Genomic DNA, 18,541 nt, shown 5'->3' on the forward strand with positions numbered 1-18,541 from the left:
TCGAATTTGAGAGACGTAACATGAGCGTATTTAAGTACGAAAAAGATGCTGAAGGTATTGTCACCGTAACGATGGACATGACGGGTCCCGTAAACTCCATGAATGACGAGTACGATGTCGCCATGGGTGAAACCGTGGCTAAACTGGAGGCGGAAGAAGGCCTGACCGGCGTTGTACTGGCGTCCGCAAAAAAGGTGTTTTTCGCCGGCGGCAACATAAAAGATCTGTTAACCATTGAGAAAGGCCAAGAAGGCCTAATGATGGAAAAATTAAGTAAGGTTAAATCACAACTTCGTCGTCTTGAGAAACTGCCAGTGCCAGTCGTAGCTGCCATTAATGGCGCGGCACTGGGTGGCGGCTTTGAAATCTGTCTCGCGTGTAATCACCGTATTGCCTATAACCATAAGACCGTACAAATCGGTCTACCGGAAGTGAGTTTGGGACTGCTGCCTGGAGGCGGTGGCATCGTACGCATGGTGAATCTTTTAGGCCTACAAACCGCCCTTCCTTTTCTGGTTGAAGGCAAAAAGTTAACACCAGAAATGGCGCTAGCGGCTGGCATGATCCACGAAACAGTTGGCAGTATTGAAGAGTTAGTACCACGCGCCAAAGCCTATATCTTAGAAATGAAAGGCAATGACAGTGCGGCTGTTCAGCCTTGGGATGTTAAAGGCTTTAAAATTCCCGGTGGCAAGGCCTGTGATTCACAAAACACCCAAGTGCTGCCTGTTATTCCGGCAATGCTTTTTAAACAGACGCGAGGTTTGTTGCCCGCCCCCGCAGAGATTTTAGATTGCGCGGCACAGGCCGCCACCGTGGGATTTGATGCGGCAATGCTAATAGAAAGTCGCGGTTTAGCCTATTTGGTCACCACACCAGAAGCGAAGAATATGATCACCACTTTCTTCTTTGGCTTAAACAAGATTAATGCCGGCTCAAGTCGCCCAGAAGGTCAAGCCAAAAATCTCACTAAGAAAGTCGGTATTCTTGGCGCAGGCATGATGGGCCAAGGTATCGCGTACGTATCTGCGATGGCGGGTATCGACGTTGTTCTGAAGGACATCTCACAGGAGAGTGCAGACAAAGGCAAGGCCTACACTCAAAAGCTCTTAGATAAGCGGGTCGCTAAGGGCCGCATGACAGAAGAGAAGCGAGATCAAGTACTGGCTTTGATAAAGCCCACTACTGATAACGAAGACTTACGTGGTTGTGACCTCATTATTGAGGCGGTGTTTGAGAATGTTGAACTCAAGCAGAATATGACCAAAGACTTAGAACCGTATTTGGCAGAGAACGGCGTATGGGGCTCCAACACCTCAACGCTACCCATCACGACATTGGCAGAGGGCAGCAGTAAACCTGAAAACTTCATTGGTATTCATTTCTTCTCACCTGTAGACAAAATGCCCCTGGTGGAAATTATCTGTGGAGAGAAAACCAGTGACGAAGCACTTGCCAAGGCCTTTGACTTCACCCAGCAAATTCGCAAAACACCGATAGTCGTTAACGACTCTATGGGATTCTTCACCTCTCGCACCTTTGGTACCTATCTCGACGAGGGCGCTCGGTTGATTCATGAGGGCTTACACCCCGTAAAGATTGATAACATCGGCAAAGCTGTTGGGATGCCGGTTGGCCCGCTAACGATTACTGATGAAACCAGCCAGCAGCTACAGCACAAAGCAAGCGCTACCTGGAAAGCCATGGGCCTGGATTTGGGCGATCGCGGTCAGATCATGGAAATCATCAATTTGATGGTGGAAGAACACGGTCGCGGCGGTCGCCATCACGGCGGTGGCTACTACGACTGGAATGAATCCGGTAAAACAGTATGGCCAGTAATTTTGGAAAAGTACTACAAGCCTGAGGTTGCTATTGCCAATCAAGAAGTGAAAGACCGTCTACTTTTCCGTCAAGTCATTGAGTCTATTAAGTGTTTCGAGGAAGGCGTGTTACGCACGGTTGTCGACGGCAATATCGGCTCAGTAATGGGTATTGGCGCACCACTGTGGACTGGTGGTTTCCTGCAGTTTGTTAACACCTATGGTCTTCAGCGCTTCAGTGACCGTTGCGATGAACTCGAAGCAAGCTACGGTGAGCGCTTTAAGGCCCCAGCAATAGTGGCAAGCATGTTGGCCAAGGGCGAGACCTTTGTCTAGCGCTCAGCCTTAGACATTGCTTAAGCGCTACAAGGCTAAACGGTGGTCTGAAAAAGGCCACCGTTTTATGGATGCATCATCTGCTAGGAAACGAATAATGCGTAATTTTACAGAAGAACAAAATTATTTTCGCGAATCTGTTCGTAAATTTTTTGAAACAGAAATAGCCCCCCATGTAAAACAAGCACGTATAGATGGAATTTTTGATAGGGAATTTTTTAGAAAAGCCGGTGAACAAGGTTTTCTTCTGATATGGGCAGACGAAGAGTTCGGCGGTATGGGCGACAAAGATTTCCGCTGGGAGCAAATATTTATTGAGGAGTCAGTCCGCGCTGGGTGCGCAGAGCTATTTTTGACTCTGCACAGCCGCTTGGTTGCACCCTACATCGGCAACTTTGGTACGGCTGAGCAAAAAGAACGCTGGCTGCCCAAGTGCGCTAGTGGTGAGTCTATTCTCGCGGTAGCTATGACTGAGCCTGACGCTGGAAGTGACCTGGCAGGTATGCGCGCGTCACTTATTGATGCCGGGGATCACTTTATACTCAATGGTTCAAAAACCTTTATCTCTAATGGCATCAACGCCGACTTGGTTATCGTTGCAGCTAAATCCGATCCAGATAACAACCCTCACGCAATGACCCTTGTTGTTGTAGAGCGAGGCATGGAAGGCTTTGAACGCGGCCAGAATTTAGAAAAAATGGGAATGCACGCGCAGGACACTGCGGAATTGTTTTTCAATGACGTAAAAATCCCCAAGGAAAATATACTGGGCGAGCGTGACCTTGGCTTCCTACATCTCATGCAGGGCTTAGCCGAAGAACGACTGATCGCGGCGGTAGGTAATATTGCTAGCGCAAGAACAGCATTCAACCTGACGCGCGCCTATGTTATGGAGCGTAAGGTGTTCGGTAAGCCGCTGTCTAAAATGCAAAACACGCAATTTAAAATGGCCGAGATGGAAGCTGAGATTGATGTTCTTGAAACCTATGTCGACCAGTGTGTGCAGCTCTCTAACGCGGGTTTGCTAACCGCCGAGAAAGCCGCCGTCGCGAAGCTACAGTCCAGCGAGATAGAGTGGAAAATGCTCGACCTGGGCGTACAGCTACACGGCGGTAATGGCTATATGAGCGAATATGAAATATGTCAGATGTTTCAGGGATCGCGAATTAATCGTATTTTAGCGGGTAGCTCCGAGATTATGAAGCTGATTATTAGTCGTCATATTTTCTCCGATAAATATAACAACAACCTCGACTAAGGATGATATGCACGCGGTGGCGTCATCACAAGATGCTTGCCACTTCATTATAGATACTAAAAATTCAAATCAAAGTGTGTGGTTAGGAGAATTGGCTATGGGTCCGTTAACAGGTATTAAAATAATTGAAATCAAAGGCATTGGCCCCGGTCCATACGCCGGTATGCTGCTGGCTGATATGGGTGCAGAAGTAACGGTTGTTGAACGGTCATCAACGCCCGGTGGAATTAGCCTACCACCTGACTTCGACTGCAACTCCCGTGGTAAAAAATCTATTGCACTTAATTTAAAAACCAAGGAAGGCATAGAAGCCCTGCTTAAATTGGTGGAGCAGTCCGATGCTATTTTTGAAGGTTTTCGTCCCGGTGTTGCTGAGCGCTTGGGCATAGGCCCGGAAGTCTGCATGGCCCGCAACCCCAAAATTGTTTACGGGCGCATTACCGGTTGGGGCCAAACCGGACCGTTGGCACACGCTGCCGGTCATGATATTAACTATATATCTATAACTGGTTCACTTGCGGCCATCGGTCGAGAGGATTCGCCGGTACCACCGTTAAACTTAATCGGTGACTACGCAGGCGGCAGCCACTTTTTAGTGATGGGCATGCTGGCAGCACTCTTAGAGGCCAAAACTTCCGGTAAAGGCCAGATTATTGATGCCGCTATTACCGATGGCTCAGCAAGCCTGATGTCCATGTTTTACTCAATGGATGCACTTGGGATCTGGGGGCCAAAACGAGCCAGTAATTTATTGGATGGCGCCACTCACTTTTACGATGTGTATAAAACGCTCGATGGAAAGTTTGTGTCTATTGGCTCAATAGAACCCCAATTCTATGCTCAGCTTATTGAGCAGCTGCAGTTAAACCCAGCTGAATTTTCCGGACAGGGTAACGCCAATGAGTGGCCGGTTCTGAAAGAAAAAATAGCAGCCGCGTTTAAAACCAAAACCCAGGCGCAGTGGTGCGACATAATGGAAGGCAGCGACGTATGCTTTGCGCCGGTATTAGATTATCGCGAAGCAGTAGCGCACCCGCACAATATTGCGCGCAAAACCTATATAGAGATTGCTGGCCAGGTCCAACCAGCGCCAGCACCACGTTTTAGCCGCACAGTTTCTGAGGTGCAATTTTCACCCCGCAAAGCCGGTGTTGATACCCAGTCAGTGCTAGCCGATCTGGGTTATGGCGAGGACGAGCTACGGGAACTGAACGACTTAGGCGTCCTTAGCTAATAACGATAATATTGACGAGGCGCGCCTTGCTGCCTACCGCACAGGGCGCCGTCTTTCAATAGAATATTAATAATTTGAGACATCGACAGAATTATTCTGTGGGTACAATCGCAAGCAAAAACCTACACTTACCTCCCCACCGAGCTAACATTGCCACTGGCTCAGAAATTAATGCATAGGCTAAAAAGCACTCGTTATTATTCCTAGCCTCTCTCCACTACGCCGAAATAAATTCTTAAAACAGACAGCAACTTCGATTGACATCATTGTCACCAGTTGGTTACACACATCGTGTCACCATACGGTGACACGATGTGTGTACCTAGCTAGATTAGGTCATCAATAGAAAAATAAAAACATATACTGCTCAGCCTGAAAACGGCTTGCGCGGACAATTTCGGAGATAAACCGCATGATTATTAAGAACGTGATGCCGCGCTACACGCTGGTGAAATCAATCACCGTATTACTTACAGCTCTGACACTTAGCGCCTGCTCCGATGGCCACTCTGCTCCGAATGTCGGGACACCCGTGAGCGTATCGGCTGACAACGAACCCCCGTTTAACAGGCCAGCAAGGCCCGGTAGCTTTCTGGTCAACAGCGAAGGGGATGAGCCGGATGCTCTACGTGGAGATGGTCGGTGCGAATCCGCGAAGGGCGAGTGCACCTTGCGGGCGGCCGTACAGGAGTCCAACGCCCTGGTCATGCAAACCACCAGCCCACTTACGCGCACCAATGTCATCATCGTGCCTGAGGGACATTACCGCTTCATCGAATCACCCGTGGTAGCTACCGCGGCGGGGGTCACTCTGGATGCGGGGAGATTAGTAATTCTGGGGAACACCAATATTAGAGGAGCAGGTGCCCGCAGAACCATCATTGATGGCAACAACATTGACCGCGTTTTTGAGGTCTCAGCAAATTCTACTTTCACCATTTCCGACGTGACTATCACTGGAGCGACCGCCAGTGGCATCTACAATCATGGCCAGCTCATAGTGACGCGTTGTTTGATTACCGAAAATTACAGTGGTTATGGTGCAGGTATTTTTAACACACCCTGGAGCTCTGCGATTATTGATTCGAGCACGATCAGCAACAACACTGCAGAGAGTGAGGGTGCCGGCATTCGGTTTGATTCAGCTGGCCTAGTGATTAACTCGACGATCAGCGGCAACCGTATTCTCGAGTCCTGCTGCGACGACACAACCTATGACGGAGGTACGCAGGGGGAAGGCGGTGGCATCGACGCTCGGAATGGAAGCGCGGTGACCATTATGAATTCGACGATAGTGAACAATCACGCGGTCATTGGTGGCGGTGGCGTCAACATTGCGAAATCCTACCAAGGGGATCCCGACGACCTCGTCGAAACATACAGTAATGGCACTCAGGGTCACCCGCTAGAACTGATCAATACGATCATCGCCGGCAACACCTCGACCCGAGGACGCGCCAACTGTAGCCAGGTAATTTCGCCAATTTATTCCCTGGGAGGGAATGTCTCGGACGATGACAGCTGTGAGCTTAACGCCGAGAATGATCTACCTAATACAGACCCCAAAATTAAGGCCCTTGCCAACAATGGCGGTCCAACCGACACGCACGGCCTCGCTATTGACAGTCCCGCGCGACGCAATGCTCTGCAGGAAAACTGCTCTCCGCAAGATCAAACAGGTGCCGAGCGTTTGCGTCCCTGCGACACCGGCGCTGTTAATAGCAGCGGTACAGCACCTTAAGCTTGCATAGCGATTTTACGAGCCTTAATGAACCTATAAAAACCAAATTCTGGCAGGCATTGATAAAAATAGAACGGAGTTGGAGATATTTATGAATTAAAAATTCATCACGTCTAAATTCACTTTTTTACGACTGTAAGTGCTCTTGAGAAACGTCGGCGGCCGCAGTAAATCTAGCAGCCCGCCGACAGTGCCGGGCAGATCTCCAGGCTAATCTTGATCGACAATTCTATCGACGCTTATACGAAAAATACAAATACTCTAGGGAAAAAATAATCCCCGCAGCAATTACACCAGCAAGATGAGCTTCGATCGCAACCCGCAAACCGATTAATTCCTCAGTCGCTGCGCGAGGGTATAAATCAAACTGCTCTAAAGCTATTTTCGCTAGCACCACAACAATACCAACGTAGACAAATAGCGGTTTCTCTTGGCGTATAGACAGTAACACCAACAGTAAATAGCCGTGCAATACCCCTGACAAACCAAGATAGTAATCCAGCGCTGGACAAAATAAATAAACCGCAGCACCACAAAGGCCAGACAAACTAATAAACTCGACCATCTTGCGCGTAACCGCCCGGCGATCTAGGTAAATTAAGCACGCCAACACGAGGCAATTACTAAAAAAGTGGTAGGCATTGCTATGTACCCACTGACCACTCACTAATCGCCACCACTCGCCGCGATCGACTGCTGAGCGTATTAATGCCAAATCGAGAACATTAATATGAACCAGCTGCAATATTGACAACGCAAGCAATAACAAAGGTATGCTGCGACCGAATTTAACCGAATATAACGCCAAGTAATTCATGTTAGCTACCCTTTGTGTTTGACGAACTCAAGTAATGATCTTCTTTAAGTCGGTACAACAAAACCAGAACAACAACCTCGACAACTATTAACATTAAAGCAATAGTCGGGATTATTGCCATTGGCCTTTTACTTTGGCAGAAGCCTTATTGACCATAGAGCCAATCGATACTGAAGGGTCGAACTCTTTATCTAACATCAGTTTTTACTTCGATGGTTAACTTCTCGGCAAAACGGGCATAAATACCATCCTGAACTAGAATCCGGTTACTGCACTCCGATTTTTCCAACATTGCGGATATTGATGCCATTGCCCCTGCGGCAGCATTATCAATACTCACGTCATCAAACACAATGAAAGGCGCGTTACCACCAAGTTCCTTTAGAGTCTTTTTCACGGTAGCCGCGCCTACCACAAACAATATTCAATACCCAAAAATGTGCCCCGGCTTCTTCGGCCAGTACCCCTAATGAGGTAGACGACAAGGGCGTTTCGATTGCCGGTTTGCCAACCACCGTGCAGCTGGCGCCAGCGCGATTTTGCGGGTAATCATCGCATTAGGGAAATTTCAGAGAGTAATAGTTGCCACGACCCAAATAAGATGGCAAATGACCGTGCCATACTTCGCAGATTGCTACCGCATCGACTCGATCATTCTTGTGACTTTTACGTAGGACTTCACAAACTGAGGCGATATCAATTTAACAGTGTATCTCCGCCGCTGTAGCTCTCGCCGCCAACGGCGGACAGAAACGCACGCGTCTATACCAACCTCTGCTTCGATTGGTACGCACTGACCGAGCATATCAATCCAATGATGACGCTTGAGCATTGCTTGCCACTAAGCCTATTCAAGCGAATCAACATCGTGAATATTAAAAATAGACTTTGCGATATCGACTCTAACGCTTGCAATGTTCATATAGGGCTTCTCCTCATCCGCTCAATGGCTAGTTGACACCTACCATTCTGGCGCAATGACGCCGAATTACTAGACTGAGGAGGAGTCCATCCCATTGTTTAAAATCTAAAGGAAAGCTAAATCCAAAAAAGTATTTTAGCAGCGGTCAGAAGACCGCTGCTATGTAATAACTTTTTACTATGAGTATCGACGGGACCATCGGCACACAACGGCACCTAAAACCATCAAGATTGTTAGCCAACCCATAGAGCCACCACCACTGCCACCACTGGCAGGCTTGAGCACTACCGGCGGCGCGCTTGGCTGCGATACCCTTACGTTAACGGTAGCCTGCTTTTGCATGTTACCAGTATCAGTAACACTTACAGTGGGCATATAGCTCCCTGCATCATTGTAGGCGTGAGTCGCAATACCGGCCTGGCCACCGAACTCAGAAACCGTACGAGTTTCGCTAATCCCATCTGCATAATCAAAATGATAGCTTGTGATGCTAGTGCCTTCAGCGGCTATAGAAGCACTTGCATCAAACCTAATAAGCTCCCCAATACTGGCGGTAGTTGGCGTCACTACCAGCTGGACCGTGGTTTGCTGGCCTGACCCCACACGAATAACTGCAGTTGTACTATCGGAATTATTGGCGTCATTTGATGCGGTTACAATTAGTGTAACGGTGTACTCGCCTGCCAGTGCATAAGAGTGTGTTGCAAACTTCTCAGTTCCTTCCTGAAATTCGCCGTCGCCAAAAACAAACCGGTAGCTTGCGCCTTCGGGTGCACTTGATCCAGATGCATCAAACATGGCTGTCACGGGCGCACGGCTATTCGACAATTCCACACTTAACACAGCATTAACAAGCACTGGATCCTCTTCAACCGTAACCGTAGTGGTAGTGTTGATAGTAATCGTATCTTCGGCGCTATTGCTGTTCTCATCCACCACTACAACACGCGCCTCATAGGACCCTGCTTTGTCATAATCATGACTGATCACTGATTCAGAAATTTCGCCTGAATTACTACCATCTCCGAAGTAGAAAACGTAGCGAGGAGAACCACCTTCCTGATCTGTATTATCAATAGTGGCGGTAAAGTTGACGGTTAATGGACCATTGGTAACATCACCCGAAGTTGGGGTGGCATCAAGAGCCACCGACAATGGGGCCTCATAAAGATCGCAACCGTTAGCATCTACTTCCATCCCTGCTGCGGTACCGGGGCACTGGTCAGTAGCATCGTTTACACCGTCTCCATCGGTATCTCTCTGCGAAGCAGAGCAACCGTTTAGATCGACCGATTCTCCAGTGGGCGAATTCGAACATTGGTCAATACGGTCATCAACACCATCTCCATCCGAGTCTATGGGAGCATCTTCTCCGCTTAGACCGGTCGGTGTTGTAGTGTCTGGTTTTCCTTCATCGTCGACTGCGTAAAGCGGTAGACCAACTGTCCCGGTTACTCGAACAGCGGGAACTGTCACGTCACGCGAAGTAGAACTAAAGAATTGTGGATGAGAGGCGTAAAATAACAAGGCCAAGTCCGTGCCCTCTGCGACACGCTCGGCAATACCAACTAGACTGACGTTATGTTCCCCTAGGCCGCGTAGTGGGGTAACTTGATCGTCAATCAAGCTATAGATCATGCCTCCATTTCGCTTCCCTACCCCTACAAATATAATACTGTCGCAGCCAGTCCGAGTTGGCAGTGCAGGATTAGCGCAATCCTGTACCATTTCGTTAATACCAGTCACGCTAGCAACCGTTAAATTAACCTGTGGTATCCCTGCCAATATGCCTTCAGCTTCCATCGTTCCAAGCTCAGCAACGAACGGGGCATTTCCAGTCGTATTCGCAATACCCGTCAAACCGTTTGCTACGACTGTCAGTGCAGGAACCTCGCGGACGGTGAAATTGCCACTACCGCCAGGAGCAAGCACTTTGTCGGCATTCAGTGACACGGTATCGCCACTCGTGCCGAGCGCAAAGCAAGTTTCATCAAGTACAAGCGGCAAAGCATCTGGCCGCAACCGCGATTCAAACCAATCTAATTGGCTGTAGCTACAACTACCACTATTTGCAGGAAATTGTCCTGCCTGTATTCCAGAAAATGCATGACCGCCGTTGTGCGTATAAAGTGAAACGTTTGCCCCAGCCGCTGATAAGCACTGCCGGTTCCACCACGCTTCATTAAAATTAAAAAGCGTATCAATCATCCCCTGAGTAAGCAGCACATCAAGCCCTTCGAGATAGCTCTCAGGGCTTGGGGCGGCGACCAGATAATCGCCAATTGCTAAACTGCCATCTTCATTGCGATCTGGTACGTTATAAGAGTTAACTACATCAACAAGTGGTACCGCATCAGGTAAATATTTTGGGTATGGCATCGCAGGTAAACCATTCGCCGCACACCAATAGCCCATTCCGCGATAATGAAACCAATCTAGGGCTTCCCGCGGAAACTCATTGGTTGCAGCGCCTCTTGCCAAGGTCTCCTTAACATACGGATCCATACCATCATTGGTCAACCCGCCCATACTTGCGTTCCCGCCGACCTCACCAAGTGCCGTTAGCGCTAGGTCCCACAGTGTTTTTACCGTATCGCCCGGGTTTAGGGAGTAACGCAAGTCGTGCCATGTAATATCCGGCGCGATAGCATCTAAGCGTTTCTTGTGATCCGTGGTTAGCAAAAGAAGCTGGAACCCGCCACCATAACTTCCACCTTGTGCGCCAACAACCAGATTCACTCCGCCCGCTACGCTTGTTTTGCTTTGAGGACGAGCAACGAAAGCATTAGTGACTTCGTCTTTCCACGCAAGATAATCAAGATTATTCTCAGCCCAATCTAGAATTTGGACGAGATATTGACCTTCAAATTCTGGATCCATAGTCCGAACAGTACCGCTCGACCCTCCAAATCCTCGAGGGTCCCAAGAAATAATGGTGTACCCTAAGTCTCGATAGTTGGCAAACCCACTTGTCGCCCCGCTTCCGCCAAACCCAGGTCCGTGTAGCATCAAGGGGTGCGCGCCATTACTTCTGTTTGCACAATCAAAATTGCTAGGTTCAAGAATATTGAACGCAACAACTTGCCCGTCATGAGTAGGCAAAGAAACCTTATATGATCGGTTTCCTTCTAAATTTAACTCGCTATCACACGATGCGTCATTTGCGGCATTTGCATACATAGCAAAAAAGCCGATCGCTAAGGCCGCGAATAGGCGGCCAATGTTTCTAATTATCATTTGCTTATCTCCTGTAGAAACTGGACTAGCGCCGAGACCTTGGTTGTAGTCAATAGGCACGTCCGTTTCGCATTTTTATTAAACTTAATAATACCCACTGCGACCGACCTTCAAACCACGACACATACCATGGAAAGAAATTTCATGGATTATCGCGGATAAAGGATTACTCCACTCTGAGTTATTGGCAAAGTACTTTGCGGCTTTTTATAGAATGTCGCACTCCTCCGGTAATCCCACCGTCATACGCCGCAGCTCCGACGCAGGCCAAACACTTTTAGCAGAAATATCAATTTCTCTGACGCCTTGGGATTGGGTTCATCACCCTTTAGGCCATACGCATAAATTAAGTACAGTAACCTCAAGGCACTGGGCGACTCTACAACCGAATAGACATGCCGGAATTCTGGATGACGAATATCCCCCCTTTAGCCAACTGTATAAAAAGCTATCCTCATTGCCTTGTCCCATTCAACGAGTAAGCGCAGATAAACCTCAATTAACAACTCAGAATCATCCTCACTCAGCAACCTATCAGCCCCACCTCGACTGGACCATCCGCCTCAATTCTAATATCAGGAAAACAACTCAAGCCCGCGCGAGTGGGATCTATTTGCAGATATTTTACATTTCGAGCCTTTATATGTACGCGATCGGTAGGCGGAATTGCAGTACTCGAACTCCAACCACGCTGACGACGGACATAAGGCGCTGGCTCGTGGCTACCTCCAGAAAGGACACCGACGTTTGAACTGAGCGGCGTTGGCTCACCCTGAGCCACACCAAGCCCCTCTGTAACAATATCAATTTCGCCAGTTAAAAGTTGCTCATCATTAAGCTCTATATTAGAAACCCAATACGCTCCACTTGGCGCAACGACTCCCGCGCGCGGACTATCTTGCGAGCGATCTATAATATACCGCACCCTAGCCGGGTTACGTTCCACCAAATGCTCCCCAAGAAACGCAGTTGCCTGGGGATAGTAATCATAGGTTGACGGGGAAAGGTGGTCCCAGGTTGGGAAGCTTAATACATCATATCTTAAGCCAGCACTGTCTAGCGCTTGCACTGTAAGCTCAGTTAACGGCAATGATTGCAGCTCATCCAGAGCTGAAACCCACATCATAACGGGGACATTATGCATACTCGCCACGAGGTGCTCGACTGGTGTGGTCGCGACTACCGGCGCAATTCGAGCAAATAAATCAGGGTAGCGTGACGCAAGGCGGAAACTTCCAATGCCACCCATAGAGATCCCGCTCATAGCAACCCATTCTGGGTCAAGTTTATAATGACGCGCAACATCAGCCCAGACTTCGAATACATCAGCTTCAGCCATGTCGATGTAAAAACCATCAGGCCCTCGCGCCGCAGGCGTTATAACAATACTACCGCGACCGCGCTCACCATACTGCTCTGCGTGCCGACTACCTAAATACTGATTAAAATTAGCCGACAGGGCATGTAGTAATAATGTTAGGCCATAACCCTCCACGGAAGGGGGCGTTCGCGGCACATAGATCGCATAGGGCTGCAATTGCCCAATAAGAGGCCCATCACACTCCCCCGTCGTTCCAATTCCACATTGACGAGCGTAATCAACGCCTTGCCCGTACTCAAACCTACTAGCAAAGATTCGGTTCATGTGTCCCGTTAACGGCACACCGGATTCATCCGTGATGGAGTCCATAAGTTTTGCAAAATCGACAACCGCATAGAACGCGCTTATATCGCCTGAGCTGAGCGCATCCGCCTGCGCTCGTTCCCGCCAAAAATGCGCTTCAGCTAACGCCTGCGCAGCAGCATCAACAATTGTTCTACCGCTCTTAGCAGTAAATTGCGGCATGGGTTCTTCACGAAATGCTACGTTATACAGTGCCGCCCCAGAAATGGCTGCGCCGCCTGGCGTAGTGTCATTTGCGATCAACCCAGGCTGAAGATACTGGCCAGACTCCAAATCCCATAATCCTACACCCGCAGCCAAACGAACTTTACCTCGACCTGGACGCCATATACCGTGGGGAACTCTTACCTCAATCTGACGCCGCACTCGATCCACATTTACAGTGATATCAGCCTCTATAACAGTTAAGTCACTTGCTTTATGGGCAACAGCTTCATTGCCATGTACTGTGACAAAGATAGCTGCAGGCGACCTAACTCCCGCGCCGAGAGGCCAATCTACGGGTTCATCGGAGGCGCCAATCGCAAGCGTGAATGCGGAAAGCTCTGGCTCCATCATTGTATTTAGCGTTAGCCGAAAAGCCGTCGCATTGTTTAATGCTTGTACCCGCAGCTCAACGAGATCGGCAGCATTATTGGCATAGGCCGAATTCGTCGGATACGTTAATGTTCCCGCTTTACGAGAAAAAATATAGCTGGTGCTCCCCAGTCCTTGAGGGTCTGTGAAATCCTGAGTTCCAGCAGCACCGTGATCGTCAAACAGCCAATCCTGATAGATAAATTCTCCTGAGCGATAAGCAGTCGCGCCGGAAATCAATATAGGCTGCGCATTCCAAACACCGGTATTGCTAAGCTGCGGAGCGACTGGCGGTGGCGCGTAAAGAATTGGCGGGCCAGGTCTAGGAATGAGATCTGATGGCAAACCAGCCAATTGATCGACATCAATCGACTGACTTTCATTAATTTTATTATTTTCCCGACAACCTTGAATTGACAATACAGCGAATACAAAAAGCGCGAAGGGCCTTACCTTCCAGACGTTTAAAAACTTAATCATGGCGGACCCCAGCCTTGTTCTTATAGGATTTATTAATTTTGCCGTTTAATTTAAATTTTTCTAAGCAATTACTTGGGGTAGGTAATACAAAGCAATTACGTGCCCAGCAAACCTCAACTGCGCCCCTCAGTCACAAAGTAACCAGATGGTGACTTAGGGCAATGTAACCACTGAGGTACATAATTGTCAATATGAGTGGCGCTGTGATTTAATTCGATGCACAAAATGGACAGGACAAAGGCGTGAGCTTAAATATAGATATCAAAAAACCCCAGGCCCGCAATATACGCAACCCAATTGGCGGACGTGACCGACTACTGAAGGCGGCGCTGCGGCTTGGCGAAAAACATCGATCTATTTCAAATGTTGGACTGCGCGAGCTAGCACGCGAGGCCGGCATGCACCACACAGCAATTTATCGACACTTTCAATCAATAGAAGAGATTGCCCTAGCACTAGTAGAGCTGTTAGCAAGCGAGCTGAGGGCTGAACTTCAATTGGCTGCGAAAGCCTTTAGAGGTAACACCCAGGATATGATTAGAGCCTCAACACAACACTATTTTAATTACGTCAGCGAACATCCTTTAGGCGTAATATTCTGCGCTAGAGAAATACATGGCAGCTTGCCGAGCTTACGGGGAGCATTACAAAGCATGCTGGATGATTTTGCGCTAGATAGAGCGGAGGATCTAAGCAAACTTGGTAAAAACGACTCACTACCAAATTTCGAAACACTTTTAATGCTGACACGCCTAATAGCGCAACATACACTATTTGCAGCCCTAGATTATTTAGAGGAGCCCAAAGATAGAGCGCGAATAGTAGAACAAACTATTATTTTCGTCGGCTGGCTTATAGAAGGCGCCAACTCTTCTTCAAATCCTAACATCACCCAGATACCGAAAGCCTAACATTATCCCGAAACACGCCTCTACTTTGCAAAAATTAATCTATATTCAATTAATCGTAATTAACCTTCCCACCGCGGCCTTGAGCGCTCAAGCTCAATTAGCCGCCTATACCGATTTGGAGTAGTATCGAGCCATTGTTTAGGTGCACTTCCTAAGGCACCTTTTTCAGAGTATCCTTAAAATAGCGCCATTTCTGCCAACTCAAGCTGCCTGTTACCCAAATATTACTTTACTAACTGATAACGCAGTGTTTGCAAAAAATTCCTATAATTTATACTTCGCTGATCTAAGCGCCGATAAAAAGACCGGAGCGGAATATCTAAATTTTTTGCAACACCCACAGCCCCTGAGGCATCGCTCTCAGAATATGGATTTCTAGAGATTCTAAGAACTGACCTGGTTGCAGAACAGGAATCCACAACACATCAATATAATAATGTAGATACTAGAAATCCGCCTCAAAAGCGCCTATATCACACTTACCTTTTTCTCCACGAGCGACACCCCTTTGGTCTGCCATTGTGCAGGTACCGAGATTACCTGCATTACGCGCCGCACTAGATGGCAATAGGGCGTGCGTATCGGTATCACCACCATAATCCTCAAGGTCAGCCAGCATCGGGTTTACCCCAGGTAGGTCGCTCGATTGATTCAGTCCGCAGCTATCATCCGAATCAAGATTATTTCCCCGAGAAAGAATTCTTGATAAACCGAGAGTTGTCAAACAATCGGCACTCGGCACGTCTGACGAATTATTCGCTACGATGGTATTTTCAAGAATAAGGTCAAATAAAGGAACTTCAGCAGCCCCCGTTATAGGGTCGGGAAGCGCGTCAAAATAAGTTGAATCAAAATGAATACCAGCACCACCATCAGCCGCACGATTAAATGCTATAGTTGAATTTCGTATAATTACATTTAAGCCGCGTATATCAACACCACCACCTTGCGCGAACAAAAATGGAACACCAGTCCCTTCAGCCACAGGTGCAGCTGTGCCAAGCGCCTCGTTATGGCTAATAGTAGAATTTGTGATTGTACCTCGCGTATCAATACGAATACCGCCAGCCTGACTATCAGCTGTATTGTAGCTTACTGTACTATCATTCATCTCCAGGCTACCCTGAGGAACCTCAAACTTACGGAAGTATCTTCTTTACTCGGCTACTCTGAACAAAGCGCTTTTGGTAGGGCCTTCAAACAATGGCATGGCACAACACCCAATCGATATAGGGATCTTATAAAATCTGAAGGATTAAAATATCAGAATAAAATATAGTCTTGAGGTGGATCTTCCAGAATATCACTGAGGTATCTACTTTGCTCGGGGAGGTCCACGCACCCAGACAGGACCTTCACCTTGGATATCAAGGTACGCCACAAAATTAATGAAAGAGTATCGATTAACTGGCGACTGCCGGATTACCCCCGTTCACATTAAAGAAAAATACTTATGGCGAGCATCTGTGACGAGGTAAATATATCATTCGATGTGATGGAGGTAATGCTGACTTAACACCAACGCTAGCAACCCTGAAGCCGCGAGCCTAGTCATCATTAGATTGCGGGCTAGAAACTAAAATCTGATACGCCTGCTGATTATAAATTTGTATTTATAGTCAGGAGTTTTTAAATAACGTGCATTAACCGCTGCAACAGAAACCGTTCATCCAGAGCATTAGAAGATAAAAAACTACAACGCAATAATTACAACAGTATCTAACCCAGTCTTATATTACCGCCATAGCAGAAACTACTTTATAATCAACTTTCAATTTTAGATTGAAAATATCTCGTCACACTTGCCTCATTCGGAAACTCATCAGATCCAAACAGTATCAACTGACCCTCAATATTTGTTTTGCCCTTTCCCCGACGGCATGTCGTCGATTAAACAATCACCTTTATTGAGATTCTAATGTGGACTGATAATTAAGTTCTCAACGTCAGCCATGCCTAAGTATTTTTCTACCCAAATTCGCTTTTCAGCATAGCTATGAGGATTCTTTATCGAGGGCGCTGTTAAGATGTAAAAATCCAACTTTGGGTGCTCATGCAACCACGTGTACGATTCGATTACATCGGACATAGGATCAAGGCTTTCATAAAGACCAGGTATGCTTTGTGGAAAAGCAAATTCCGGATACTTAGCTTTATGACTCACAAAGCCGGCAGCATAATCACAGGTCCACCGCTGCACAATCAGTACCGCGTTTTCTGCCTTAGCCTTGTCTTTTGGTTTAAGCGGTCGCGCAGGAATGACCGCGGTTCGATAGTGTGAGGCCATGTGTTTATAACTGGCATTGATGGCTGGTTCGTAACGGCAAGGTTTGCTCACCGCGCTACGAAGCTGATCAGGCACAATGATCTCCGGCACAACACCAAAGAACTCGAAGACCTTAACGTGGGCATCAACCCAATCCGCTCTGCGTTCCGTCCAGCAGGCGGTGGCAAAGGTGTAATTGCTGGCACCGAGCGTCGCCACAAAGATCTCAGCGCTGCAGCCCCCCGGTATCGGGCTTAACAATGGCGACCGTTGCACCGCTGTAATCCACAAACCGTTTTTCACCGGCGCGCTGTATCTGCCGCATAGAGTGTTTTGCGGGGTGCACCATTCGCGGTAATACCCACAAGACTGCGAGCACTGATAGCCCGCGTCCCCATAGGCTTGTTTGTACTCCTCCCACAGCAGCTGTTTGGTGAGCCTTTGCGCTTTAACTCCAGATGTATGCCTGCGCAATCAGGCATAACGCGGCCATGTCGGGCGCTCAGCTGAGGTGAAGGAAACAGCAGCGGCTCAAGGTCGCTGCCTGACATCTCAGCGGGCAGTGGCCAGCAAAGGCCCAGTACAGCGGCGCGCTTGCCGTAGGTTGATACAGTGCCCACGCCGATGCCTAGGCTGCGCGCTATCTGCCTGTGACTTAGCTTTGCCTCAAGCTTAAGGCGGCGGATTTCTTTGATATGTCGCATTGCTAATCTCGTGTTTAGCATCGTTATCCCAGCGCAAAAGCGGCAAGGATAACGTGCAGTACAGGATGAATTCAATGCATGAGGTGGTGTGGAAATTGATGATGATCAGTCATTGCGACAGTGTGATCACCCGTTGCGATAAGTCCCGCAAAGTAATCACCTTGAATCGCAGGCGATGACCAGGTTGGGCCGGAATACGCAAAACGCACTAAAGTAACACGCATGCGCGTCATTATTGCGCTTTGATAATAGAACAAATTATCACCACGCCACTACCACCCAAATCACAATTACCGTGAACCCAAGGGCAATTACCACCAAACTACCTCAATCCACCCTATTGCAATATTCTTAATATTTTACTAATTAGTCTTCGCGCGACAAAAATTCACAAAATTAATCCCGACCATAAAAAATAAAAATAATATTGATACAAAAAAAATCACATCATCGCACCAACTTGGTTCGCGAAAACTTTTTCGCTGTTCAAATAAAAATAGGACATCTATTAATAGTATGCATGTTCTGTATAAATTTTATCTAAATGTAGAA

Annotated in this window: 13 protein-coding genes; 6 read left to right on the forward strand and 7 right to left on the reverse strand. The window is 47.8% G+C overall.

The window, feature by feature from the left end; genetic code table 11:
- The first annotated feature begins 20 nt into the window (after positions 1–20).
- The 4 genes from HNQ57_RS17055 to HNQ57_RS17070 all read left to right on the forward strand — a co-directional run bounded on the left by HNQ57_RS17055 (position 21) and on the right by HNQ57_RS17070 (position 6,392).
- Entirely contained in the window at positions 21–2,159 is a 2,139-nt protein-coding gene (locus tag HNQ57_RS17055; RefSeq protein ID WP_184465043.1) for a 3-hydroxyacyl-CoA dehydrogenase NAD-binding domain-containing protein, read from the forward strand.
- A 97-nt stretch (positions 2,160–2,256) separates the two neighbouring features.
- Positions 2,257–3,417 (forward strand): acyl-CoA dehydrogenase family protein, encoded by a 1,161-nt coding sequence (locus HNQ57_RS17060; protein ID WP_184465046.1) that lies wholly within the window; start codon positions 2,257–2,259, stop codon positions 3,415–3,417.
- A 97-nt stretch (positions 3,418–3,514) separates the two neighbouring features.
- Entirely contained in the window at positions 3,515–4,651 is a 1,137-nt protein-coding gene (locus tag HNQ57_RS17065) for a CaiB/BaiF CoA transferase family protein (RefSeq protein WP_184465048.1), read from the forward strand.
- Positions 4,652–5,063: 412 nt separating this feature from the next.
- Complete coding sequence (locus tag HNQ57_RS17070; RefSeq protein ID WP_184465050.1) at positions 5,064–6,392, forward strand: right-handed parallel beta-helix repeat-containing protein; 1,329 nt, start codon at positions 5,064–5,066, stop codon at positions 6,390–6,392.
- Between the two features lie 229 nt (positions 6,393–6,621).
- On the opposite strand, the gene rrtA is transcribed toward HNQ57_RS17070, so the two are convergent.
- From rrtA to HNQ57_RS17090, 4 genes are all read right to left on the reverse strand, one after another.
- Entirely contained in the window at positions 6,622–7,209 is a 588-nt protein-coding gene (gene rrtA / locus HNQ57_RS17075; protein ID WP_184465051.1) for a rhombosortase, read from the reverse strand.
- A gap of 187 nt (positions 7,210–7,396) precedes the next feature.
- Complete coding sequence (locus HNQ57_RS17740) at positions 7,397–7,606, reverse strand: aldehyde dehydrogenase family protein (protein ID WP_221301782.1); 210 nt, start codon at positions 7,604–7,606, stop codon at positions 7,397–7,399.
- Positions 7,607–8,308: 702 nt separating this feature from the next.
- A complete protein-coding gene (locus HNQ57_RS17085) occupies positions 8,309–11,428 on the reverse strand; it encodes a PKD domain-containing protein (RefSeq protein WP_184465053.1) in 3,120 nt (1,039 codons plus the stop codon).
- 463 nt (positions 11,429–11,891) lie between these two features.
- Complete coding sequence (locus HNQ57_RS17090; RefSeq protein ID WP_184465055.1) at positions 11,892–14,108, reverse strand: hypothetical protein; 2,217 nt, start codon at positions 14,106–14,108, stop codon at positions 11,892–11,894.
- A 242-nt stretch (positions 14,109–14,350) separates the two neighbouring features.
- On the opposite strand from HNQ57_RS17090, the gene HNQ57_RS17095 reads away from it, so the two are divergent.
- A complete protein-coding gene (locus tag HNQ57_RS17095; RefSeq protein WP_184465057.1) occupies positions 14,351–15,019 on the forward strand; it encodes a TetR/AcrR family transcriptional regulator in 669 nt (222 codons plus the stop codon).
- 445 nt (positions 15,020–15,464) lie between these two features.
- On the opposite strand, the gene HNQ57_RS17100 is transcribed toward HNQ57_RS17095, so the two are convergent.
- Positions 15,465–16,130 carry a choice-of-anchor Q domain-containing protein gene (locus HNQ57_RS17100; RefSeq protein ID WP_184465059.1) on the reverse strand — a complete coding sequence of 222 codons (666 nt, stop codon included), beginning with the start codon at positions 16,128–16,130 and terminating at the stop codon, positions 15,465–15,467.
- Between HNQ57_RS17100 and HNQ57_RS17105 the strand changes: the two genes are divergently transcribed.
- Positions 16,032–16,298, forward strand: coding sequence for a helix-turn-helix domain-containing protein (locus HNQ57_RS17105; protein WP_184465061.1), 267 nt, complete (start codon positions 16,032–16,034; stop codon positions 16,296–16,298). The two genes, HNQ57_RS17100 and HNQ57_RS17105, sit on opposite strands and share 99 nt — an antisense overlap.
- Positions 16,299–16,934: 636 nt before the next feature.
- Here the strand turns inward: HNQ57_RS17105 and HNQ57_RS17945 are convergent.
- A complete protein-coding gene (locus HNQ57_RS17945; protein ID WP_226968191.1) occupies positions 16,935–17,561 on the reverse strand; it encodes a DDE-type integrase/transposase/recombinase in 627 nt (208 codons plus the stop codon).
- Positions 17,562–17,584: 23 nt separating this feature from the next.
- Complete coding sequence (locus tag HNQ57_RS17745; RefSeq protein ID WP_221301783.1) at positions 17,585–17,989, reverse strand: hypothetical protein; 405 nt, start codon at positions 17,987–17,989, stop codon at positions 17,585–17,587.
- Positions 17,990–18,541: the final 552 nt, after the last annotated feature.

Origin of the sequence: Zhongshania antarctica (assembly GCF_014202945.1) — a bacterium.
Taxonomy (GTDB): Bacteria; Pseudomonadota; Gammaproteobacteria; order Pseudomonadales; family Spongiibacteraceae; genus Spongiibacter; species Spongiibacter antarcticus.

Coding starts and splice junctions, on each gene's coding strand:
- HNQ57_RS17055 (WP_184465043.1), top strand. CDS start 21: ATGAGCGTATTTAAGTACGAAAAAGATGCTGAAGGTATTGTCACCGTA.
- HNQ57_RS17060 (WP_184465046.1), top strand. CDS start 2,257: ATGCGTAATTTTACAGAAGAACAAAATTATTTTCGCGAATCTGTTCGT.
- HNQ57_RS17065 (WP_184465048.1), top strand. CDS start 3,515: ATGGGTCCGTTAACAGGTATTAAAATAATTGAAATCAAAGGCATTGGC.
- HNQ57_RS17070 (WP_184465050.1), top strand. CDS start 5,064: ATGATTATTAAGAACGTGATGCCGCGCTACACGCTGGTGAAATCAATC.
- rrtA (WP_184465051.1), bottom strand. CDS start 7,209: ATGAATTACTTGGCGTTATATTCGGTTAAATTCGGTCGCAGCATACCT.
- HNQ57_RS17090 (WP_184465055.1), bottom strand. CDS start 14,108: ATGATTAAGTTTTTAAACGTCTGGAAGGTAAGGCCCTTCGCGCTTTTT.
- HNQ57_RS17105 (WP_184465061.1), top strand. CDS start 16,032: ATGGCTAATAGTAGAATTTGTGATTGTACCTCGCGTATCAATACGAAT.
- HNQ57_RS17100 (WP_184465059.1), bottom strand. CDS start 16,130: ATGAATGATAGTACAGTAAGCTACAATACAGCTGATAGTCAGGCTGGC.
- HNQ57_RS17745 (WP_221301783.1), bottom strand. CDS start 17,989: ATGCGACATATCAAAGAAATCCGCCGCCTTAAGCTTGAGGCAAAGCTA.